This is a genomic window from Armatimonadota bacterium (assembly GCA_020354555.1).
GTDB lineage: Bacteria > Armatimonadota > Hebobacteria.
On record CP070648.1, the window covers coordinates 1,839,009 to 1,862,004 of the forward strand.

At 65.2% G+C, this 22,996-nt stretch carries 19 protein-coding genes; 10 read left to right on the forward strand and 9 right to left on the reverse strand.

The genetic code is table 11. From position 1 onward, the window contains the following. Window positions 1-56: 56 nt before the first annotated feature. Window positions 57-443, forward strand: coding sequence for an ACT domain-containing protein (locus tag JSV65_07525; protein UCH36193.1), 387 nt, complete (start codon window positions 57-59; stop codon window positions 441-443). A 71-nt stretch (window positions 444-514) separates the two neighbouring features. On the opposite strand, the gene JSV65_07530 is transcribed toward JSV65_07525, so the two are convergent. Both JSV65_07530 and JSV65_07535 read right to left on the reverse strand, forming a co-directional pair. Beyond that, window positions 515-1,216, reverse strand: coding sequence for an isoprenylcysteine carboxylmethyltransferase family protein (locus JSV65_07530; GenBank protein ID UCH36194.1), 702 nt, complete (start codon window positions 1,214-1,216; stop codon window positions 515-517). A 47-nt stretch (window positions 1,217-1,263) separates the two neighbouring features. Continuing rightward, window positions 1,264-2,370 carry an exo-alpha-sialidase gene (locus JSV65_07535; GenBank protein UCH36195.1) on the reverse strand — a complete coding sequence of 369 codons (1,107 nt, stop codon included), beginning with the start codon at window positions 2,368-2,370 and terminating at the stop codon, window positions 1,264-1,266. A 250-nt stretch (window positions 2,371-2,620) separates the two neighbouring features. On the opposite strand from JSV65_07535, the gene JSV65_07540 reads away from it, so the two are divergent. Beyond that, window positions 2,621-3,952, forward strand: a complete 1,332-nt coding sequence (locus JSV65_07540) for a hypothetical protein (protein UCH36196.1) — start codon at window positions 2,621-2,623, stop codon at window positions 3,950-3,952. A 44-nt stretch (window positions 3,953-3,996) separates the two neighbouring features. On the opposite strand, the gene JSV65_07545 is transcribed toward JSV65_07540, so the two are convergent. From JSV65_07545 to JSV65_07555, 3 genes are all read right to left on the reverse strand, one after another. After that, window positions 3,997-4,794 carry an alpha/beta hydrolase gene (locus JSV65_07545; protein UCH36197.1) on the reverse strand — a complete coding sequence of 266 codons (798 nt, stop codon included), beginning with the start codon at window positions 4,792-4,794 and terminating at the stop codon, window positions 3,997-3,999. Window positions 4,795-4,896: 102 nt separating this feature from the next. After that, entirely contained in the window at window positions 4,897-6,039 is a 1,143-nt protein-coding gene (locus JSV65_07550) for a hypothetical protein (protein UCH36198.1), read from the reverse strand. A 117-nt stretch (window positions 6,040-6,156) separates the two neighbouring features. After that, window positions 6,157-7,332, reverse strand: coding sequence for a hypothetical protein (locus tag JSV65_07555; GenBank protein ID UCH36199.1), 1,176 nt, complete (start codon window positions 7,330-7,332; stop codon window positions 6,157-6,159). 373 nt (window positions 7,333-7,705) lie between these two features. Between JSV65_07555 and JSV65_07560 the strand changes: the two genes are divergently transcribed. Further along, complete coding sequence (locus JSV65_07560; protein ID UCH36200.1) at window positions 7,706-8,374, forward strand: hypothetical protein; 669 nt, start codon at window positions 7,706-7,708, stop codon at window positions 8,372-8,374. Between the two features lie 70 nt (window positions 8,375-8,444). Here JSV65_07560 and JSV65_07565 read toward each other — a convergent pair whose 3' ends face one another. Then, window positions 8,445-9,272, reverse strand: a complete 828-nt coding sequence (locus JSV65_07565; protein ID UCH36201.1) for a phosphatase PAP2 family protein — start codon at window positions 9,270-9,272, stop codon at window positions 8,445-8,447. A gap of 534 nt (window positions 9,273-9,806) precedes the next feature. Between JSV65_07565 and JSV65_07570 the strand changes: the two genes are divergently transcribed. The 3 genes from JSV65_07570 to JSV65_07580 all read left to right on the forward strand — a co-directional run bounded on the left by JSV65_07570 (window position 9,807) and on the right by JSV65_07580 (window position 12,354). Beyond that, entirely contained in the window at window positions 9,807-10,784 is a 978-nt protein-coding gene (locus tag JSV65_07570) for a carbon monoxide dehydrogenase (GenBank protein UCH36722.1), read from the forward strand. Beyond that, the gene (locus tag JSV65_07575) at window positions 10,712-11,074 is read left to right on the forward strand and encodes a ferredoxin family protein (protein ID UCH36202.1); all 363 of its coding nucleotides are present in this window, start codon (window positions 10,712-10,714) and stop codon (window positions 11,072-11,074) included. The genes JSV65_07570 and JSV65_07575 overlap by 73 nt, the downstream gene beginning before the upstream one ends. A gap of 302 nt (window positions 11,075-11,376) precedes the next feature. Then, a complete protein-coding gene (locus JSV65_07580) occupies window positions 11,377-12,354 on the forward strand; it encodes a hypothetical protein (protein UCH36203.1) in 978 nt (325 codons plus the stop codon). Between the two features lie 261 nt (window positions 12,355-12,615). Here JSV65_07580 and JSV65_07585 read toward each other — a convergent pair whose 3' ends face one another. Next, the gene (locus JSV65_07585) at window positions 12,616-14,859 is read right to left on the reverse strand and encodes a hypothetical protein (GenBank protein ID UCH36204.1); all 2,244 of its coding nucleotides are present in this window, start codon (window positions 14,857-14,859) and stop codon (window positions 12,616-12,618) included. 259 nt (window positions 14,860-15,118) lie between these two features. On the opposite strand from JSV65_07585, the gene JSV65_07590 reads away from it, so the two are divergent. The 4 genes from JSV65_07590 (at window position 15,119) to JSV65_07605 (ending at window position 20,602) form a co-directional block, all read left to right on the forward strand. Then, window positions 15,119-17,371, forward strand: coding sequence for a hypothetical protein (locus tag JSV65_07590; GenBank protein ID UCH36205.1), 2,253 nt, complete (start codon window positions 15,119-15,121; stop codon window positions 17,369-17,371). A gap of 216 nt (window positions 17,372-17,587) precedes the next feature. Further along, window positions 17,588-18,925, forward strand: coding sequence for a GAF domain-containing sensor histidine kinase (locus JSV65_07595; protein ID UCH36206.1), 1,338 nt, complete (start codon window positions 17,588-17,590; stop codon window positions 18,923-18,925). A 56-nt stretch (window positions 18,926-18,981) separates the two neighbouring features. Then, entirely contained in the window at window positions 18,982-19,860 is an 879-nt protein-coding gene (locus JSV65_07600; GenBank protein ID UCH36207.1) for a sugar phosphate isomerase/epimerase, read from the forward strand. A 334-nt stretch (window positions 19,861-20,194) separates the two neighbouring features. Further along, entirely contained in the window at window positions 20,195-20,602 is a 408-nt protein-coding gene (locus JSV65_07605) for a response regulator (GenBank protein ID UCH36208.1), read from the forward strand. 137 nt (window positions 20,603-20,739) lie between these two features. On the opposite strand, the gene JSV65_07610 is transcribed toward JSV65_07605, so the two are convergent. Both JSV65_07610 and JSV65_07615 read right to left on the reverse strand, forming a co-directional pair. After that, complete coding sequence (locus tag JSV65_07610; GenBank protein ID UCH36209.1) at window positions 20,740-21,807, reverse strand: hypothetical protein; 1,068 nt, start codon at window positions 21,805-21,807, stop codon at window positions 20,740-20,742. Between the two features lie 23 nt (window positions 21,808-21,830). Beyond that, on the reverse strand, window positions 21,831-22,996 hold a 1,166-nt coding region (locus JSV65_07615; GenBank protein UCH36210.1), incomplete at its 5' end, for a TonB-dependent receptor.

The window sequence follows — 22,996 nt, forward strand, 5'->3', positions numbered from 1 at the left end:
CGCGGGCATGATCCGTCGAAGAGTCCCGACACATCGGTGACAAGGAGGAAACGACAATGCCACGTGCGACACAGCTATCCGTGTGCCTCGAAAACAAGCCGGGGCAACTCGCGAAGGTGGCGGGCGCCCTGAAGCGGGCGAAGGTCAACATCCTCGCCATCTCGGTTGTGGACAGCGCCGACACCGGGGTGGTGCGCCTGGTGACCGACAACACCGCCAAGGCGGCACGGGCCCTGACCCGCAGCGGGATGAAGCCGATGCGCCAGTCCGTGCTCGTCGTGTATCCGCCCAACGTGCCCGGCGCGATGGAGGGCCTCTCGGCGAAGCTGGCCAAGGCCGGAGTCAACATCAACTACTCCTACGGCAGCGCCCCGAAGCGGATGAAAGACGGCATGCTCGTCCTCGGCGTGGACAAGCTCGACAAGGCGCTCAAGGCGGTGTGAGAATTCGCCGGTCCGCGGGACGGCGCCAACAGCCGAGGCGCGACCTCTGGCGTGGGCTGATTCGCGTCGCGCTACCATACGCCCGGCAGCAGGCGATGGCGCGTGCGCCGGGCGTATTCTGCGTAGCCGGGAAGCTCTTCACGCAGCGTTCGGTCCTCAAACGCAGTGCGCAGCACGACGAGAATCCCCAGCAGCGCGACCGGGACGTAGGTCCACACCGACCCAAGGATCAGCGGCCAGCCCGCCATCATCACGAGCAACCCCACATACATCGGATGGCGCACCATGCGATACGGGCCCGAGGTGATGACGGTGTGCCCGCGGTCGTCCTGGATGCGAACCGTCCGCTCGAGGTACGGGTTCGTCGCCATCGCCCACGCCATCGGGACATCGCCTAACAGGTGCAGCGCTGCCCCGACGTAGAGCCACCCCAGCGGCAGCGAGGACCAGCCGAATCGCACCGCATCGAGCCCCGGCACGATGAGAATCGCCAACGACACCGGAATGGCGACGGCCATAAACACCCTGTCGAACGACTTGCTCGCCTCGTCTTTCTTGAGTCGCTCGCGCAGCAGCCGCGGGTTACTGCGCAGGATCACGATGAGGTTGGCCGCGACCGTCAACAGCATGAGCCCAAACAGGATCCACGCCCGCGTCCAACCGATGCGCCCCGCTGATATGAAGAGCACCGCGAACAGGCTCGTCCGGACGATTCCACGCAGGGCCAGCTTCCACGTCGGCTCGGCGGCATACGCTCGAACCGTTTCCGCCATATCAGGATCTCCATCTCCATCACACCGCGCCGGCCCCCGCCCCGGTTCTACCGCGCGCCTGGGGCGAGCGCGTCAAGCTCTGCGAGCGTGAAGCGCACGCTCACCACGAACGGCTCTTCGCCCTCGATCCAGTGCCCGTACGTCGTCGTGACGAAGGTGCCGTCGGGCAGCACCTCGACGCCGGGATACGCGCAGTCCGCACCGCGATGGTTCTGCATCAGCCGCACGCGGTACTGGCCTTCGCGGCCGGCGACGATGTCATCATACGTGCCGACCCAACCGACCCAGTCACCCTGCGTCGGGCTCTCCAGCGTCTGGTCACGGAAGGAGATGAACAACCTCCCGTCGGGCGCATACTTGCCGACGTGGCGATCACCGGTCAGCGCGCCGGGCAATTCCCGCGGCTCCGTCCACGTCTCGCCTTCATCGTCGGAGAAGATGACGAACGAGTTGCGGGTGCGGCTGTTCTCGCGGAAGAGCACGGCGAGTTGATCCCCGTCCGGGGAGCGGATCAATCCCGGCTCGCATAGATGGACCTTGGGATGCGACGCGACGGGCGATGGCTGGCTCCAGGTCAGCCCGCCGTCGGCCGACAGCGTCTTGTACGCGATGAACACCGGCGGATCCGCACTCTGTTCGGCCTCGCGAAGGAAGCGGCCGTCGTCGTGGAACAGGGCCATATAACGCCCATCCCGCAAGCGTTCCACCGAGGCCATCGTGACCACACCGCCGAAGTCGCCGATCGGCGCCAGCGGCGTCCACGTGACGCCGTCGTCCTCCGACACGGACATGCGGATCGGATACAGGCCGGAGAAAACGATCAAGCGCCTCTTTCCATCTCGCGGGTCGATCACGCGATGGATGGTCGGCGTCTCCTTGGACGTCGCCCAGTTGTCCGGCACGGGAAGCCGGTCACTCCACGTCAGCCCGCCGTCGGTGCTGCGCTTCATGTGAATCCGGCCCCTCCCGTGGCCGGCGGGGTACACCGCGATCATCGTCTTGCCGTCTTCGAGCAGCACCGTCGTCGGATGGCCCAGATACTGGCCCGGCTCTCGGTCCACCACGACCTGTCGCTGCGCGTCGCCGGCAAGATCTATGATCGGGATGGTGTAGCCTTTGAGCGGGGATGGGGGAGGCGGCGAAGCATGAGACATTGGCGTGATCCTCGATTCTATTGCGCTGGCAGTCCAGACCTTCGCGTGAAATAGTAACCCGATCCGGCCGGATCGGCAACTCATCGCGTTTGCGCGGGTTCCGCGGCGTGTCACTGCGACGGCTAATCTGCGTGATGCCGGCGGCGAACCCACCCCCGCCCTCTCGGGCGACGCGTCGCGCAGGGAAGCCGGCCTTGCCGACGAATCACCTGCCAGACCGAGCACCGCCATCCCGCACAGGAGACGTGCCGTGGGACGAATGATCTTCACCTTCACCTCTCTGGCCTATTACGTTGACGCGCCGTGGGGCCGCGGCCTGCCGCGAGACGGGCTTCACCGCATGGCCGAGGTCGCACACGGTCGCGGCGTGCCGGTGACATGGTTGGTCAACGCGAAGTCGGCGGAAGGCTTCAAGGACGAACTCTCGGATTTCCACTACCGTTTCGGCGACGACATCGGCCTGTCCTGGGGCTCATCTACCGCGACGCCCGGCGCGAGCGACGACCCGCGCGCGGACCTCAAGCGCCTGCGCGCGCTGTTCCCGTGGTCGAAGGTCAGCATCGTCGGCTCGGGCCACCGCTCGAATGAGATGGTGCATCAGCTCGCCGAGCTGGGCATTGAAGGCCTGTGGGGCTCGTGCTGGGAGCAGATTGAAATTGATGAAATCACCGACCGCGGCGCGCCCTGGGGCACGTACTACATCTCGCCGGATAACTTCAAAGCTCCCGCCGCGAAGCCCGCACCCCTCGTCTCATTCGAGTGGACCGCGCGCGACCTCTGCAAGTCCGTGCACTCCGGCAACCCGACGATCTTCTCCTCCGACCCCAATGATGTCGCCCGCGCCGATCTCGTCCACGGCCGCGACATCGCCTACTGGGCGGCGATGTTCGATCAGTACCACCGCAACCTGGCGCACAACGACCTCGTCTTCTTCGCCATGCATCAGGAAGCACACGAGATGGAGTACAGCGACGTCTGCCGCTCGTACACGCCGGAGGACATCGCCGACTCCGCCGAGATGATGGACGCGTTGTTCGAGTATGTGCAGAGCAAGCCCGGCGTGGAGCTGATGACCCTGCCCCAAGCGGCCGATGCCTATCGCCGCCAGAATCCGCACGGCACTGCTCCCGCGTACATGCTATTCGACGACATCCCCACCGGGCCGATGGCCTACTGGTACACGAAGGGCACGCCGCCCGGCCCGTGGCCGCGCACGTTCCTGTACTACGATGCGGACTGTCAGCTCGCGTTCATCGAGGGCAAGTTCGAGCCGGTGCTGCTGCGCAATTACCGCGGAGCCGGCGATCCCGATGACAAGCACTTCTTCGCGGAGCGGGAGGTGCCGAAGGTGCGCGTGCCCTACGGCAAGGAAATGGTCGAATCCGGCGACTTCGAGTTCACGATCCTGAGCGACAAGGCGCTGCCCTTCGGGGTGTCATTCTGGTACGATTTCGCGCGCTGGCGCGTGCGCGAGGTCGAGGGTGCGGCAGACTGGAGGCAAATCGAGGACACGCTGCTCTTCGTGCGGCTCGACGTGCCCACAGGCACCACCACTCTGCGCGTGCGCCTGACGCCCGCGTGAGGGAGAGGATGCAGTTGCCGAAGGCGCAGGCGCGGACGCGGCGCTCAGGCAGGCGACGGCTTCAGATGTGTGTCCAGGAACGTGAGGGCACGGCCGAAGACTTCCGCGCTTTGCTGATCTAGGTCATGCCCGATACCGGCCATTCGCAGGAATTCAACCGGCGCCTCGGCTGCGCGCAGCGCCGCGACGAATGCGTCGGACTGCTTGACCGGCACCAGGTCATCCTCGCCCCCGTGGCACACCAGGAACGGCGTGGCGCTCGCCGCGACATAGCTGATCGGGCTCGCCCGCGCGCAGGCCGCAGCGCGATCAACAGCAGCGGCGCCGAGGAACTGCTCCACCGCCGGGCGCAAGGTCTGCCACAACGCCGCAAGATCAAACGGAGCAGAGCAGCACAGCGCGCACTGCGCGCGACTCGGGAGGTGTGAGCTGCCTCCCTCGCCCTCGAACTGACCTGGCGTCAGTGCCACCATCGCCGCCAGATGCCCGCCCGCCGAGTGGCCCCATACCGCGATACGACGCGGATCCGCCCGGCTCTCCGCCGCACGCGCTCGCAGCCAGCGCACCGCGCACTTGCAGTCCTCCAACGCCGCCGGGAACGGAGCATCAACGGAGACTCGGTAGTCCACCGACGCGCACGCGTAACCGTGTGACGCGACTCGCGCCGCCAGATCGCGATAGCTCTCCTTCTCTCCCCCGTGCCACCCGCCGCCGTGGATAAACACAACCGCCGGCAGAAGGGACTCCTTGCCGTCGGCCGGGCGGTAGAGGTCGAGCTTCAGATCTCTCCTTCCGCCTCGGCCGAAGACGACATCGGTCGCAACTGCAACCGGAGCCTTCAATCCTCGGACTTCCAGCGGCCTGAACTCGTATGAGCTGGACGTCATCGCGTTCGCTCGCGCGCTGTGCGCGCCGAATGGCTCACTATGTCCCTTCGCTGGGCGTCAGAGCCACTTGCTCGCGCCGTCCAGCTCCCCGGCAATGACGCGCTCGCGAAACTCGCCCGAAATGTGCGCGACGTAGATCTGCGGGATGCCCGTGCGGTCCGAACGGAACACGCACAGGCTGCCGTCTTGCGACAGGCACGGGTGCGGATGGCCGAACTCATAATGATCCTGGCTGGCGCCCGCGTGGCACAGCGCCGCGAAATGGCCCGTGGGCACGTGGATGAGCTGGAGGCCCTGGTCGGGCCAATTCGTATCGGCGACAATCCATTCGCCGTTCCATGAAGCGCCGGAGTGCCAGAAGTACGGCCCCGCCGCGAGCTTGCGCGGGTCGCTGCCTTGCTCCGCGAGCCAGATGCATTTGTGCGGCGGCTTGCCGCATCCTTGCACGGCCAGGCGGCTCCCCAACAGCGTGGCATGCGCGTACATCTCGGGGCAGAAGTTCCCAATATCGTTGCCGTCCTCGTCCGCGAGCCACTTCGCCTGGAGTTCGCCGGTGTTGGTTACGTTGCGCGAGCCGTCTTCGCGCGCAACCGTGCCCCATTCGACGGTGCCTTTCGTCACGATGAGCCGTGGACCCGTGGGGTCGCAAGCGAAGAGGTGTCCGTCGACTTCGACCGGCGTGGTTTCGCCGGTGTCGAGATCAACGCGGATGACCCCGCCCGATGGGTGCGCGCCGTGGAGGATGAACAGCCGCCGCCCGTCGGCGGATATGTGGAGATTGCGAACGCGACTCCCCTGGGGGCAGTGCTCGTGCAGCGAGCACTGCTCATCCACGCGACCGGTTTCCACCTCGACCGCGCACAACGTATAGCCCCACACACAGTAGATGGTTCTACCGTCCAACGCCAGGCGGGCGGCGGGGCGACCGTAATAGCCCCCCTCCTCCATGCTCTCGCCGCGCTCCGTCAGTTGAAAGAGGTTCAGCCCGTCGGTATCAACGCGGAACAGATCCCATGGCGCATCGCGGGCGGCGGCGCGCTGGCAGAACAGGACGACGTGCTGGTTGTCGGGCGTGATGCACGGCCAGTCGTACAGGAAATGCGCGCTCGGGGTCGGATAGCTGGTGAGCTGGATCACCTTCACGCCGGTCCGGGGGTCCACTCGTTGAATCCGCTCGCTGGCAAACGGCGTTCGCAGCATCAGTCATATGCTCCTTTGTCTGGTCGACCCCAGGCGTCCATACCCGGCACACGTCGGCGTCAGCAGGGTCTGCGTCGAAGGGGCGATCACGCCAGGGGGTGACATCCGGATCGCCGATCAGCGCCCGGGCGCCTTATAGTGGTAGGATTCCCCCCACGTCATCGGTAGGACGGGGTAGTCCGATGCGAGCAGCTGGGGGTACGTCGTGCCCAGGTACTCCGCGTCGCGCCAGTAGGGCACCCGGTCCCATACGGGGTGGCTCAGCTCGTTCTCGTGTCCGGGGATCACCAACTTCGGATTGAACCCGCGCGTGAGCCGGTAGATGTCATTGAGCCAGCAGTTGGTCATCAACACGTCAACGCGGTGGTGCTCGCGCACCTTGTCAATCCACTCGTAGTCCTCCTGGTATGCCGGATATGGATCGTTGATCTGATCGCCGTTGTGGGCAAACGACATGCCCTCCGGAGTGAACACCAGCGCGACGTTGTTCGGGAGACCACTCCCCTGGTATTGCTGCCCCGGGTACACGACCACCTCGAGTTGCCGCGCCCCGTCCTGAATCGGCAAGCGCTGCACGGTGTGCGCCTCACGCTTCAGACGCGTGATCTGCTCGTGGATGGGCGACCCCTCGAAGGCATTGGGCGGCGCGACGACCGGTTTGCCGTGAGCGAGGAAGGTCCGCGCGATCCACTCGTCCGCATGATCGCCGTGGCGGTGACTGATGAAGAGCACGTCGCACTGCCGCACCAGGCGCTCCGCCAAGTCGTCGGGGATCGGAAAGCCCGGGCTCAGGCCGATGCTTCGGCCGCCTTCCGCGTCGCTTACGCGGAACCCCTGCGGCCCGCGATACACGTCGAACGCCAGGGTCACCGTCGCCGTGCGCACGACGAAACCGTGGTTGTAGAGCTTCCAGATGATCGCGCCTTCACTGACCCGCGTGCCCTCCATCTGCGCGACGGCGCGTTCTATCCGCGCGCGGTAGAACTCTTGAACCGGCGGCCGGCTCGGCGCGTATTGCTCGTGTAGCACGCCGTCGAGCACGAGCAGCGCTAAGCGGCGTTCGGGCGGCTCGGGCACTTGCGGCGGCACGCGGCTCAGCGTCTCGTTAACCTGGGCGAGCAGCGCCTGAGCTTGCCGACTCAGGTACGCGTCATCGTCTTCACTGATGCGCGGGTCAACCTGCTCAGCCGCCGCCGACATCGCAGTCAAGCCGCACACGATCACTAACGCCGCGATCAGCGGCGCGCCCTGTTGACAGATCGTCAGGAATCCCTTCACAGTGCTGCTCTCCATATCGTTCGCGCTCCGTAGCATGGGGCTAAGCAAGAACGTCGCGAAGCCATGCGCTTCTGGACTGCTGTTCGGCGCGCCGCCGTCAGTTACCTTCGGCGGCACGGCGCAACGGGTGTGGGCAGGTCGCATAGCACACGGCCTCGCTTCGTGCCCGCACCCGACAGGATGCCTCGCCGCCGCACGCGAATCCACGTTTCAGCCGTTCAGCTATCGCCGCGCGCAAGTGCTCCGCAGCGCCGCTCGCGGCGCCGGCGGAGCCGCGGCATCGAGACTCCTCCCGAACGGAGTCTGCCAGCGTGATTCGCCTGACTTGGAGCCCTGCGAATACACGGACCCCATGAGGTCATCGCGCGTGCTGACCCAGAGGTGGCATATGAGGAGAGTGGCGGTCGCGTTGCCCATACTCACTCTCGGGCTGGTGCTCTGTGCCTGCAGTGCCTCGGCCCACCAACCCAGGATCGTGGAATCGGGCAAGACGCCGATAGTGGTCGAGGCCCCTGAGGTTTCCAAAGCCTACTACGGCGAACTCGACGGCGCGCCTCGACTCTTCGCAGTGCGTTCCGATCATCCCTTCATCTTGTATGTCAACGTTCTGGTGCCGAGAATCCCCGGCATTCAGAAGAACATCTCCGCGGAAATCCGCGACGGCAAGGGCAACTTGGTTGCAGAACTCGACGGCCCGAACTTCCGCTGGACCGAGTTCCACGAGCCCTTTGGCGGCGATGATTACTACCGCGGCCCGGAGTTCAGCAAGGATGTCGAAGCGGGGGAGTACACGATCACCGTCTTCAACTCCGGCAACCGCGGCAAATACGTCCTGGCCGTCGGCGAGAAGGAGGAGTTCCCGTTCAGCGAGATGGTCAGGACCGTCGCGGTCTTGCCGCGACTGAAGTCGGAGTTCTTCGAGAGATCGCCGCTCACCATCCTGTTCAGTTACACCGGCGCGTTTCTGGCCGTGCCGCTGTTGGCGATCACAGCAGTCGCCTACCTGTTCGTCAGATGGCGTCGGTCGTCAGCGTCGTCCCGGCACGGCCGAAGATGACCCACCGGTGGCACCCGGTACCATCCCCCCTCGCGGGATGCGGGCTCCCGGGTGTTGACTGCGGTCGGCCTCACCACCGCCATTCCAGGAGATTCCCGTTATGCTTCAGCACTTGCTTCGTGACGAGGATTCCCACCAGCGCACCGGCGGCGACATCGGTGGGATAATGACGGCGCAGGGCAACGCGAGACACCGAGATAAGGGCGGCGCCGACGTACGCCGGCTCGCGCAGATCAGGGTAGTGGTGGGCGATGACGGTGGCAGCCGAGAAGGCGCTGGCGGCGTGACCAGACGGAAAGGAGAAGCTGGTATCGCCCGAACCGTCGCCGGGTTCATTGGGCCGCGGTCGCTGGACCGTGCGTTTCAGCAGACCAACCATCACGGTCGTCGTCAGCCCCGCGGAGGCGAAATCCTGGGCCGCGTGGCGTGAGCGGGAATCACCCCCGGCGTATAGAGCTGCGCACACAACCCCCATCGCGGGCCAGTTGCCTAGGTCGGTCAGCGTGTGGGATACGGCCTCGATCTTAGGATGCTCGGCGCTCTCCGTTGTGGCCGTGGCGATAACGTGTTGATCCAGTCTCCGCAGGGGCTCGGCGAGCGCCGCAACGATCAGCAGCGCTGTCGTCTCGCGCCGGTCCTGCAGGTTGTACCTCAAGATGGGCAGGGCCTCAGAGGGCAGCCGCGAGGACTCATACACAGCCAGCTCCGCGCGTGGGGCAGAGGGCCGTTCAGCAGTGATGGTGATCGTCTCCACGGGCTGATCCGGGAGCAGTCCGGACCAGTCCCTGTCCTTGCCAGCGCCCGATGCTGCGGACCCGGCGAGGTGCAGCAACACGATCACAGAGACACAAAACCACCGCCGGCGCGACCGACGCATATCTCGCTTGATTGAGCGCATTATCGTATTCCCATGGAGCTTCAGGCCGGCGCGGGCACCGGTTCCGGACTAATCCCGATGGCGCAACTGCGCCGCGCTCCGGAGCGCTTGCGTGCGGCAGCGCCCGAGACTCTCTAGGCGACACCGAGTTCAGGGCTGCCGCCCATGGGCGATTCTTCACGTAGACGGGAGCAGGCTCCTGTCCGTTGTACGCAGCATTTGCGTCTTGGTCAAGGATGGAACGCACTTGAGAGTCGCCGCATCGCCGGTCTATGAGCCTGGACCGGGGCGAACGCGCCGGCGGTCGGCCAGAGGCGGAATCGGTAGGCATGGCGCGCGACACGGGAGACGAGCTTCGAGGCGGCGGGCGCGCGAGGAGCGTACCACCGACCTGTGACAGCGATGAACAGTGCAGGCCACAGGGATCGAATGATGCGGTAGCGAAAAACTTCTTCAGACAGCGCCGATTGCGACTGACCGGCGCACTGTACTCCGAGAGTCGAGGAGTCCAACCGGGCCGTGTGTGAATGCAGCGCATCAGTCAACCAAGCCCGCATCGAGCACACCACCAGCGCCATTCCCCTTGCGTGCCGCTGGGATCATCTCCTGGCCCGGTGGGGGGTCAACCGCGCCGGGCACAGAGTCGAGCCTGGGCTCTACGCGTTGGGGCGGCCCACGATGGATTCGCCGGTGTTCGTCACTGCCAACTACACGCTGAGCTTCGACGCGCTGCGGTCGGCGCTCGCGGGCATTGACGGCTACATCATGGTGCTCGACACCGAGGGGATCAACGTGTGGTGTGCGGCCGGCAAAGGAACCTTCTGCGCCGACGAGGTGGTGCGCCAAGTCGAGGCAACCGGCCTCGCGCACATCGTCCGGCATCGCTCGCTCATCCTGCCTCAGCTCAGCGCCGCGGGCGTCGCGGCACAAGAGGTCGCACAGCGCTCAGGGTTCGCTATCGAGTACGGCCCCGTGCGCGCGGTTGACTTGCCTGCCTATCTCGAGACGCGCCAGGCAACGCCGGAAATGCGCCGCGTCACCTTCGCCTTGCTGGAGCGCCTGGTTCTGATCCCCGTGGAACTCGTGCACGCGCTGCTGCCAATGGTGGTTGCCGCTGTGATCGCGTACTTCGTCTTTGGTGCGCTGGGAGCCATCGGCCTCATCGCCGCGGTGCTCGGCGGCACTGTCGCGTTCCCTATCCTACTACCGTGGCTCCCCGTCCGGGACTTCAGCGCCAAAGGGTTCATGCTCGGAGGCATTGTGGCGGTGCCCTTCGCGCTTGCACTGTGCCTGCGCACGCCGGACGCGCCAGTGTACTTCAGGGCGATCCGGGCGCTTGCGTATCTCCTGGCGTCGCTGCCGCTGACGGCCTTTCTTGCCCTCAACTTCACCGGGGCAACGCCGTTTACATCACGAACCGCCGTCAGGCGCGAGATATTCCGCTATGTTCCCGTCATGGCATGGGTGTTCGGTGCGGGCATAGTCCTCGCGATTACGTCCGTCACGATCAGGGTATTGGGAGACTACCGGTGACTGTCGCGTCTGCTGCCAACACATTGACGTACGACCCCGAGCTGTGCATCAACTGTGGGATGTGCAGCATGGTCTGCCCGCACGGCGTATTCGAGGCGGGCGAAGAGGTGGCGCAACTCGTGCGCCACGGCGCCTGCATGGAGTGCGGCGCCTGCCCACTCAATTGCCCCACCGGCGCCATTGCAGTGGACTGCGGCGTCGGCTGTGCCTATGCGCTCATGCGAGAGGCGCTGGCCGGGAAGAAGGACGGCGACTGCGGGTGCGGCCCCGGTTCCCCTTGTTGCTCCTGACCGCGCTTCTTCACGGCCTCGACCACGGAACGAGGCCAAGCCTCGCCAGGGCTCGTGAGGATGATTCTGCGGTCTGCGAGCCTCGCGGTCGGAAATGAACCGCGTCAGAATAACGTGCGCGGCGCCTCAGTTCGATTCCCGAAACAGGAAGACTCGCCTCGCTTACTGAACTAGATGGTGGCTCGTAGGCCTCATTTCCGCCCAAAACGTGGACGACACACGAGATCAGGCCCCCAGACCCTGCCGCGGCTGGCTTGTTCCGCCATCAGTCCATCCGAATCCCAGTCGAGGACGGTACGCATTTGACAGACACGAGAACCGCTGTTCATCACGTCGACGCGGTCGAACGTCTCGGCCGCCGCCTGAAGATGGAGTACGTCGGCATGGCGAGCGGCTTCTTCGTCATCTTCCTCCTACTCCTGCCGGCCCATCCCGCCGCGGCGAGGTCGGCCTGGGCCGCAAGTTGGCTATCCGATGCGTGGCTTTTCCCGTCGCCCGTATGGGGCGCAATCCTGGCCACCGCCGGGCTGTTCGCGCTCTTCATCGGCATCAAGAAGAAGACGGAGGACCACCTGAGCGCGTCCTTCCTCCTGATGGCTACCGCGCTGACCCTTCGGCTCGGCCAGGGCGCGCCGGGTGCCGCCGTGTCCGTCCTCTGTCTCGGCGCGCTGCTCTACGCGATGGAGGGCGCCGTTGAGAGCCGCCGCAACCGGATCTTCGCGCTTCCCCTCGTCTTCTGGCTCTGGGCGCAGGCTCACCCGGCGTTCCTGCCCGGGCTGGTGATGCTCTTTGCCTACCTGCTGCCCGCGCCGGGAAGAGAAGTCAACCGACCGCGCATCGCCGTCGTGGGCGCGCTCTGCGCCCTCGCGGCGTGTATCCATCCGCTGAAAGCGGGGGTGTATCCGGCCGCCGCGCAAGCGATGGCGTGGGGGGCAGTGTCCGTTTCCCACGGGCAATACCTCGCCGCCGTCAGCGCCGGCGTGATCGCGCTGCTGCTCGTCGCCGTGTTCGGCCGAACGCTGCTGGCGGCGCACCGGGCGAACCTGGTGCTGACGGCGATCCTTTCCGTCGTCACGCCCTACGGAGTGCTCTTCGCGCCGATCGTCACCGTGGGGCTCGCCGCAACGCTATTCCGCAAGAGCATCCGTTTCGACGACCTGCGCCCGACCTTCAAACGCGTGGAGTGGTACTACTTCTGGCTGATTCTGCTCGTTGCGGTTGTCTGTCTGACCCAGTTGCCTCACTGGACCTATCTTGCCGCGCGCGCCCATCACGGCTGACGACGCATCAACCCCGTGCATTGCGCTCCCTCATCGCGGCCGGCTCGGCATCGAGGCCCTCTTTTGATGGAAGCTAATGGTTCGCTCGGTTGCCGTGGTGCGACGCCGATGGAGCAGGCGCCCTGACGGCGCTGTCGCATCCGAGGACTGACTGAATCGCCGCCGGCGACGTGCACAGCGCGGCGGATAATCGCGACCAAGGTGTATGCGGCGCGCGCAGAGAGGATGCCGCTGATCTGAGACAGGTACGGGTAACGCAGCCTAGCCGAACCATACGCCGTACGTCCAGAATGCCTCCCCGCCGTATGCACCGAGAAGTCCCCAGATCACGCCTGCCGTGAAGAAGTGGCCCAGAGCCAGGCCGAGGAAGAACGGAATGGCCGACCGATACAACCTCATGCCGCCGGACTTGAGGATGATGACCTTGAGCAGCCACACCATGAAAAATGGCCCCCAAACCAGCCCGCCATAGGCCGTGCCCACCGCGTAGCCCAGCGGGTGGAAGGGGAAGCCTATCAGGAGTCGGCGTCCGACCAGCAGCCCGCCGGCGAGGGCGGCGCCCCCGATCGTCGCGGCCGTGCGGTAGGTGTCGGGTGGGGTAGCGTGAGTCGGGGCGACGGCCGCCGCTGTGTACCGCTCCCAGGCCTGATATGTGCCCCAGATCCCTCCGCGCAGATACACGCCGCCGTGGCGGTAGTAGGCGGTGAGGTGGAAGTAGTAGGCCACAGCCAGCCCGACGATCAACGCGAGCACGATAACCAGGCCCATGTGGCGCGGCTTGATCCGGGCCTCCCGCGCGATTTTGAGGCTCTCGGCTTGGTATCCGATGAGGGAAGGGAAGTAGCCTCGCGACAAGAACGTCAACAGCGCGAGCAGAGTCAGAGTGCCGGGGAAAGTGCCGGACAGAAACGCGTTCGTGCCCAGCGTGTAAGTCAGCACTTTGCTTTGCTGATAGTAGGGGAACAGCCACACCAAAGGCATGCCGGCCTCGGCGCGGATGCGGGCGCACACAAGCGCCACCAGCAGCACGATGCCCAGGTAGGCGACGGCGACCCACAGCGCCATGCCGGCGATGCGACAGAACGCGCACACGGCGACGAAGCTCAGCAGCACGCCAGCTAGGGCCCAGCGCCGCGGCATCGCCTCGTCGGGTTCGGCCTCGGGGTGCCGTTTGAACAGGTCCAGGAAGGCCCCTCCGATTTGCCTGCGCACCAGCCAGAGCAACCAGAGTCCGATCAGCAGAAAGGCGCCAAGGCTTTGCTCCTGTTCGAAGGGGACCCCGAATATGTCCACACCGCGGGTGACGAAGAGGAGCGCTTCAATCTTGGAAACCAGGAAGAAGAACCAGATGGAGAATGCCATCTCCGTTGACATCAGAAACCCGAACCCGACCAAGGCCGGCCTGAAGTGCAGCCCCAGCGGCATAAGTCTCGTCCACGGCCAGTGGGTCAGATACGGGTTGAGGTCCCAGGACTTGCCGAACGTCGGCACGGCCGGATACAACGCGCCGAGGATATTGACCAGGTTGTACACGAACGCGACGCCGAAACCGGCCCACATCACCCGGTTGCGCAGAAAGGGGCGCTGATCCGGTGCCAGGCGCTGCACGCCCAGCAGGTCGAGCGGCAGGTGGACGATAGGGTAGACGAGACGTTCGTCCTCGACCCAGCGGCGCCTCACCAGCACCATCATGCACAGCATGCCGACCCACAGGGCGAGGAAGAAACCGCCCCACACCATGAGCGGTACCGCCCACGCACCCCACGGCACGCGCCCGTCCGGCGCGCCCTCGTAGAGCCCCAGGATCACGTCCGGGTCCTTGGGCACCAGCCACCCGGGAATGTGCTGGTGCAGTGCAGCCAGCGGAGGATTGTACCGCGCGTAGTAGAACGGGTAGCCGACGAGCGCGATCCAGAAGCGAATCACCCCACATCCCGACATCGAAATGGCGATCGCGACGAAGCAGTAGATCAGCAGCGTCTCGCCGGAACTCAACGCCAGCCGCTTCCCCAACCGCGTCACCAGAGGGCGCAGGATGATGAGTAGGGCCAGCACGGCGATCGCTGGGATTGCGGGCACGCTCTCCGTGATCTGCGAGGCGACGACCACAATCTCGGCTTGACGCACCCAGAAGCCGCAGAGGAACGTCAGGAGGCAGGCGAGGAGCAACGCTCGCCAGGTCAGGCGTTCTTCTGCCGGCGGCTGCTCCGCCGTCTCATGGCGGGTGTCGGTTTCGTCGCGCGGCGAAGCCGCCCGCGCGGGTCCATGTAGGGGGTCGTGTTGCGTCTGCTCCACGTCTAGAAGCGAGTCGCGCTGCTGCCCCAAAGCGAACGGACCATCAGCGGGCCTCAACTCTCTCTGAGGTTCCGCCCGCGCGTCGGCGATACCTGCGGCGCGGCGCTGCAGCGAAGACGAGATGCCGCGCGGCAACAGGATCGGATCGCCGCCGCCTTCCTCAGTGTATCGGGCCTCAGCGGTGATGGGAGAGACGAGGCAATGGGTCAAGCCGCCGCGCCTGGCTTGCCTCCCTCCGGTCGCAGCACCTATCATCCCAAATGACGTCGTCCAGCCCTTCCGAGCGGCTCCCCCCCCAACGCTCGGAGCAGGGATACCTGCCTCATTCACCCAAGAATGCGGCGTTCGAGGTGTCCCGCGACCCTTGACGACGCCCACATCATCATGGTCGCCCGCGTGAAACCGATCGCGGGTCGTAGCTGATGCGGCGCATCAGTGGCCGTCCGGTCGAAGAAGGAGGTAAAGGGATTTGAAAGCGGCCCTTCTCATCCCGGTGATCGCTCTGGCGATGGCTCCCGTGGCCCAGGCGAGAACGCTGGCGACGGTGGGCGCTCGCGCAGAACGCGACGACTTGGTGCTGACCTGGCGGGGCGACGAAACCGTCGAGGCGCGCGTGTCCAGGGCTCGCGGATTGTTCAGGGGGCCGGTTAGGATAAGCGTTGATGGGCGACGAATCAGTTTCGACGGGTTTTACGTCCACATCAACGATCTCGAGGACGGTTTCACGCCGGAGTCCACAGATGCGCGACTCGAGGGTGATCGCATTGTGGTCGAGCAAACGGTGCGCCATCCCGACCTGGCGGCGCCGACACAGATGACGTTCACACTGTGGATGGTGCCGACCGATCGCGCGCTGAGGATAGAGGTAGCCACGCGCGGCGAAGGCCAGGAACTCGACCGCCTCGGCATCGGTGACCACCGCGGCGTCGGCCTCGAAGCGGAGCGGATGTTCTTCGGCCGGATGTACGTTCTCGACCGGCCGCGGGCGTTCTCCGTCAAGCACAACTACAACACGTGCCGCTTCTGGTGCTGGACGATGGCAAACGGGCTGACGGCACTGCAGGCCACAGGCGGCCCCGCCCGCGGCTTCGTCTGCGACCCCGCACTCGGGCGCTACGACATGTACACCTTCTGCGAGTCCCCCATTCACTACAAGTTTCTCATCACCGGCAAAGGGCTGCAGGAGGCGATTGCGGAGTACCGCGACACGATAGAGATTCCCGCTCCTCCCACGCTGTCGCGCCTGCCCGGGCGTGTGGGCGTGATGACGTCCTATCCCATTCGCGAGCGCTACGAGGACTTTCTGGAGGAGTGGGCGGGGAAAGGCGCGCGCGATTTCGTCTGGCTGTCCTATCGGCCCAGTCCGGGCGACCGCGACCTGGTGGAGCCTTACGGCGCGCTGTACGCGACCTACGACACCTACTTCGACGCCTTCCACGAAGGGCCGCGGAGGATGGAGGGCTGGTCGCCCGATCAGGTGTGTTACTACGAAAGCGGGAGGATGATTTCCGGCTACTGGGGCGCCTCGCGGCTGCTGCCGCAGCTCTACGTCCAGGCGGCCCAGACGCGGGTGATGGGCGTCTTCGGCCAGGAGTATCGCGACGATCGGGGCGAGCGCGCATTCGTCGCCACCGCTGCCACGAAGTACTCGAATCTCAGCATCGTGCGCGACGAGGTGGCCCCCAACGCCCTCTACTTGGATGTGCATGCGATGTGGCCTCCGGACCACTACTTCGACTCGGAACACCGCCACTACGGTCCGCGCACTCAGTGGCGGTATCAGAAGGAGCTGTTCGATTTTGCGCGCCAATACCTCGGCGACGCGCCGGTCTGGTCGGAGGGGGGAGGGGAGGATTACGTCGGTGTGATGGACGGCGGATGGTTCATGGACTGGCGCCCCCCGCAAGAGATCGGCATCGAGGCGGCGAAATGGCAGTACTACCCCTTCATTGACCAGATGCACCGCGAGCGCTTGCTCAACATGGGCATCTACTATCCCCTCGACCACTACGACACCGAGATGGTCAATCTGGCGATTCTGTTCGGCCGGCCGCAGGCAGTATCGGTCTACTACGGCTCGCGCCAGGAAGATACTGGCGGGCGCTTGCAGGTCTACTATATGACCAAGGCGTTCCACCAGATGCTGGGCCTCAGCCGTATGGAGCGGGTTGACTTCCAGGACGACGACATCAACCGGCCCATCGTGTCGTACTCCAATGGCGCCACCGCCTGGGTCAACCGCAGCGACGCCGATTGGTCGGTTGCGGGCTACCGCTTGCCGCCCGGTGGCTACCTGGTGAAAGGACCAAACGAATTCCTCGAGTACCGGGCGCTGCAGGACGGTGAAGTCGTGGACGTGGTGCGCAGTCCTGAGTATGACTACTTCGCCTGCGTCAAGCGAGCGGACTTCGGTCCCGTCATCGCCGATGGCGCGCTGGCCATCACCCACGAGGCCCCCGACAGACTCGTCATCTACGAAGTGAAGAAGCCAAGCGGGTCCGTCGCCCTGAAGACCGGGGAACTACGCGGAATCGGCAAAGGCCGCAGGGCTGCGGAGGCGTGGGCGGTGCTGACGCGCGCGCGGCGGGTGCAGCTAGCCTTCCCCGATCTCCGCCAGCCGACGCAGCCGCCCGACTACGTCGAGCCCGGCGATGTCGTCGAGTTCCGCCCCGTGGAGATGCGGACTGCGTTGCGGTACGAGATCTCATTCTCGCCCGATTAATCGCGCGAGGGGCGATCCCCAGTTCGCCCCCTATCCGCACTGTGGAGCCTTTGCGTTTCCACTACAGATCGGGGCGGATCAACGCGTCGGAGCCGCATCACATCGCGGCCGTGCGAGCGATCGTGACTCCCGCCTCACCCCAGGAAGTTGCGAGGATGGTGCGATACCACTTATAATGTCTGTGTCTAATCCAATCTCGCATGGGGGCCTGAGAGGATGACCAACCATATAGATGCCGAAGTCGAGGATCTGCGTCGGGCCGTGTCGGAACTCGAACGCCAGATCGACGCAGTCCGGCGGATTGCCATAGGTCTCAGCACCGCAACCGAAATGGACGAGCTGATCCGTGACGCTCTGCACACCACTCTGGCCTCGGCGCAGTCGGAAGCTGGGTCCATATTGCTCTACCACCCCGGCAAGAAGAAACTCGTCTTCAAGTACGTCGTAGGTGAGAAGGCTGACGAATTGACGGGCATGGAGCTTGAGCCGGATCAGGGCCTCGCGGGAAAGGTCTTTCAGGCGGGCGAGGCCTCGGTGTCGGAAGACGTCGGCAAGGAGAGCGCTCACTTGCGCGAGGTGGGCGAGAAGGTCGGCTATCACACGACGAACATGGTGACCGTTCCGCTCAGATCGTCGGAGATCCCGCCCCTTGGGGTGATGCAGGTACTGAACAAGCGCGGTGGGCCGTTTGATGAGTACGACGTCAAGCTCATCGAGACCATCGCTGCTCAGGTCACCGTCGCCATCAAGACCATCCGCCTCCACGAGGAAGCCCGTCTGGCGACGGTGATGCGCTTCATCGGCGACATCAGCCACGACGTGAAGAACATGGTGACCCCAGCGATGACGGGCGCCGAAACGCTGCAAATCATCGCCGATGACTGTTTCCGAAGATTCGATGAGCACCTCGGCGGTGCGGGCAACGCCGAGGCGGAGACCGGGCAGGTCGCCGGCGCCCTGGCCGAACTCCGCCGGACATACCCGGAGATCATCGCGATGGTACTCGAGGGATGCGATGCGGTGCAGCAGCGCATGGCCGAGATCGCCGCTGCCGTCAAGGGCATAGTGTCCGAGCCGCACTTCGAGCCGACCGACGTCGTGGCAATCGCGCGACGAGTGGGCACCATGCTCACTCCCCAAGCGCGGAAGAAGGACGTCGGTCTGACCATCGAGTCGGTGCGCGAGCTGCCTCCTGCTATGGTAGACGGAAAGCAGATCTACAATGCGCTGTACAACCTGATTTTCAACGCCATTGACGCCTGTGACGAGGGCGATACGATTGTCTTGCGTTTCGATGGCCGGCCGGATGGGAAATTCCCTGAGGGAGACTACCTCCTCATCGAGTGCGCCGACACCGGTCCGGGCATGCCCGAACACGTCAAGGCCAGACTCTTCACCGACGAAGCAATTAGCACAAAGCCAATGGGAACGGGGCTGGGAACGCGGATTGTCAAGAACGTAATTGACGCCCACAGTGGAACAATTGAAGTGGAAAGCGAGCTGGGCGTCGGCACCACGATCCGCTGTCGTGTACCGGCTGGATGCGGCAGATAGCGCGCACCCGAAGCCCTGATTCCCGACCAAACCACAAGGAGTCACAGCACAGTCCCATGAGAGAAATCGTCATACCCACCTTCTACTCCCTTTCCCAGCCCATACCGGAACTGCTGGCACAGTTGGCGCAGGCCGGCGTGCGACTGATCGAGCTGCACGGCGATGCGCCGGATGGACACATTGATCTAACCGATGAGACCGCTGTAGACGCCCTGGCGCAGGTCATCCAGACGCTCCCTCTCGACGTGCATTCCGTTCACAGTCCGTTCTCCCAGCCGAGCGAAGACGCCTGGGACATCTCACAACCGGATCCGGGCAAGCTGGCGGCGGCGCTGCGCGGCCGCAGGAAGATTATCAGGTCGGCGGCGAGGCTCGGCGCGCGCCACGTCATCGTTCACGTCGGCGTGCGGGAGCGCGGTGAGGACCGGCTGGCCCGCAGCCGCGCGAGCCTAGCGGAGTTGGTCGAGCTCGCGCGAGAGACGAGCGTCAAGATCGCCGTTGAGAATCTGCCGCCCGATCACCTCGGCGGGTCATTGGCGGAGGTCAAGTGGGTGCTCGACGGCCTCGATCCGGAAGTGGTCGGCTTCTGCCTGGACACGGGCCACGCGATGCTGGGTGAAGATCCCTTGGCTGATTACATCCGCGCCCTGGGCGACCGCATGCTAGGCATTCACTGGCACGCCAACAACTGCGAGGATGACGCACATCTGTTCCCGGGCGTCGGCGAGACCGAGTGGGATGGCTTCTTTGCGGCGCTCGACGAAGTCGGTTACGACCTGCCGGTGACGGTGGAAGCCGTTCCCCCCGATACCGCGTCGCTGGAGGAAGCGCTGACGGCGGTCCGCACCGCCTTGCAGGAGAAACGCGCGCCCGAGCTTCCCTGTGCCGCTCCACACGAGTTGCGTGAGAGCGGCGCGTCAAGCGCGTTGCCCTGACGCATCCGCCACCGATTGCAGAGCCCCAATCACATCCCGCTGGCTCCGTCATTGTGCCGTCCTGATCCGGGACATTCACTCGAAATCTCCGATCCGCCGGCGATTGTCAAAAGGAGAACGGTCGGCGGCGGGGAATTGTGCTGCCGACACAGCACGCGCGCTGGTACACTGCACCAGTGTCGCCGAGAGTAGGCGCGGCACTGACGGCGCTCCGGCCGAGTACAACGGAGAGCCCCCTGAGTCTGTTTGCGGTCGGCGTGCAGTTATTGGCCAACCCACCGGCGGCGTAGCCGTAATCATCAACATCCCGGGTAAGGTGTGAGGAGCGACGACGATGGCAAGGATCCTTGTAGTGGACGACGATCAGAACATCGTGCGGGCGGTTCAGCTCGCCCTGCAGACCAAAGGACATGAAGTCGTGACGGCCGGTTCGAAGGAAGAGGGCGAAGCAGCCGCGATCGCCAACAAGCCCGACCTCATGGTTGTGGACGTGATGATGCCCGAAGGAACCGAGGGGTTTCATCTGGTGTGGAAGATGCGCCAGATGGAAGATGAGGCCCTGAAGAACGTGCCGATCATCATGGCGACCGGCATCCACGAAACGACCGAGATGCGCTTCTACCCCGACCAGACCGACGGCACGTACGAGCCCGGCGAGTTCCTGCCGGTGCAGGACTGGATTGACAAGCCGATCAAGGTGGAGGAGCTGCTCGAAAAAGTCGGCAGACTTCTAACCGAGTAGTGCGTTCACCAGCCACCGCTGGAGAGATTGGACGCTCGCGGCCGCCGCGACTTGCGCGGCGGCCGCAACTGGTACAGCCGCCTGCCGGCCGATCCGGCAGGCGCGCCCTCAGGCTCAGGCAACACTACGCCGCAAGATCACCGCTGGGATCCGGAGGCGCGCGGCGAGTAGATGGATAGTCGCGACGGATCTTGCAGCGAGCTAGCCCCAGGCGCGGGAGCCAGCAGCGCGGTCAGAGTCTGCCAGCGGTGCAGCAGGAAATCCAGCGCGGCTCCCGCCGGCGACGTGGCGCTGCGTTCCGCGGTGAGGAAGCTGACTTCCGTCTCCCCGGTTTGCGTCCACGACAGCAGCGCCGTGAGTTGCCCCGCCTCGATTAGTTGCCCGGAGCCCGAGAAGTCGGGATTGAGCGAGAACTCCCCGGTCACACCGCCCCCCAGATCCGACATGAGCTTGGCCCAGCGGGAAGGCGCATCGGCCGTCGAGGCCAACGTGAAGGTGATGGTGAAGCCCGGGCCGCCGTACACGCCGGTGCTCGCCTGGGAGAAGTCCGGGAACGTGAAGTCCGGTGCGCTGAGCGGCACCGTCAAGGTAAAGGCCGAGCCGTCGCTTTGGGTAGCCTGCACCGCGGTCTGACCCGACGCCGTCAGCACGTGGAACTCTTGCGTCAGGTTGCCGGGGAGCACCGACGTCCCCTGCAGCTCGGTCGTGTCATCACTGATGTCGAAGATAGTCCCCTGGTCGTCCACGACGCTGGTGTAGCTGACCGAGAGTCCGTCGCCGGAGGTCAGTTGCCAGTCGGTCGTCGTCCGGGACACGCCGTCGAACTGGGGCACCGACTGTTGCACCGTCTGCGTCGTGCCATCCGGCCACGTGATGTCGAGCCGCGCGGAGCCGTCGGGGAATGTCGTCAGAACCACCGTCGTGCCGTCCGCTCCCGTGAACGATTGGGTAACGGAGCCGTCCGGGTTGAAGACGGGGTCGCCGAACGACGGGGTCTGCGTGCCCGTCTGGCTGGTGACCAGGCCCCACAGCGTCTGGCTCCACTGCTGGACGAACACCGCCGCGGCGGCCTGGCCGGAGGCGGAGCCTGAGCTGGCCGAGACGGGGCCCCCAGCACTGCCGCTGGAGCACCCGCTCAGCGCGACCGCAAGAATAGCCAGGGCAACCAACGCAAGCAGATGGGCGAACCGCACCATCGGTCTCATGATCCTCTCCTTCTCACGCCGCACTAGAAGCGGTATTCGACGCCGGCAACTACCGTCCGGCCGGGCTGCGGGAAGCCGGCGAAGGATTCGTATTCCCGGTCGGCAAGATTGATGAGATCAACGAAGTAGTTCTCGTGCAAGTTGCGCTGGTACTGAATGCGCAGGTTGACAAGCGGGTAGTCGTCCACGCGCTGCACGTTCTGCGGGTCGTGAAAACGCCTGCCGACCCACACTGTCTCCAGTCCGACACGCAACCCACTCGCGTCAATGTAGTCCAGGCGCCCGCCGGCCTGCCACTCAGGCGTGTAGGGCCACTCGGTGTCGCTGACCTGTGCCTCCGGGAACCGCCCGGTGCTCGTCTGCCATCGCGCCCACAGGCGCCCCGTCACGGCGTCGGTCAGCCACTGCTCGTAGCCGGCGTCCGCCACCCACCGATCACCGCGGTCTATCAACACCCGCGTGGGGAGGCCGCTCAGCGCGGGGTCCTCCACGTCAACCAACAGCCCCCGCACGCGCTGATAGGCGAGCGCGGTGGTAATCGTGGTCGAACGGCTCCCCTGTCGCTGGTAGCGCAGCTCGTAGGAGCGTCCCGCGCCGCCCTCGGTGAAGTCCAGGAAATCCAATCCCCGCGGGTCGGCCAGCGCCTCGACCGGAGCGAGTTCCAATGCATCGGTGCGGAAGATCGGATTCACGACCAATGACCACCACGTGGCACGATCCGGGCGGTACAGCGCCACCACCTTCGGCAGCAGCACGCTCGACGCGCCGGTCTGGTCTCCCCAGTACTCGCCGACGACGAGATCGAGGCGGTCGTTCACCCGCGTCTGGGCCTCGACCCAGGCGGTGTCGATTCCAGGGGTATCGCGCAGTGAGAAGGGACTGTGGACGATCGCGCCGGCATCGGGATCGAACGCCCCCGCCAGGCCGCTGCGCTCGCGCCGGTCCCACAACCGGCCGTAGCCGAGACGCAGCGACGATCGCTCGCTGACATCCGCCTCGACGCGAAACTCGGCGGAGTGCTGAGCACTCTCGTTGATCAGCGTGCGGAACGGATTGGCGTCGTCCCCCATGAGGCTATCAGGGTTCTGGAAGTCGAGCCGGCTGCGGCGGAACGAGTACTTGAGGGTGCCGGTGACCGCCGCGGCCAGCCGTTCGCGGTACGCCAGTACCGCGTCATAGCCCAGGAAAC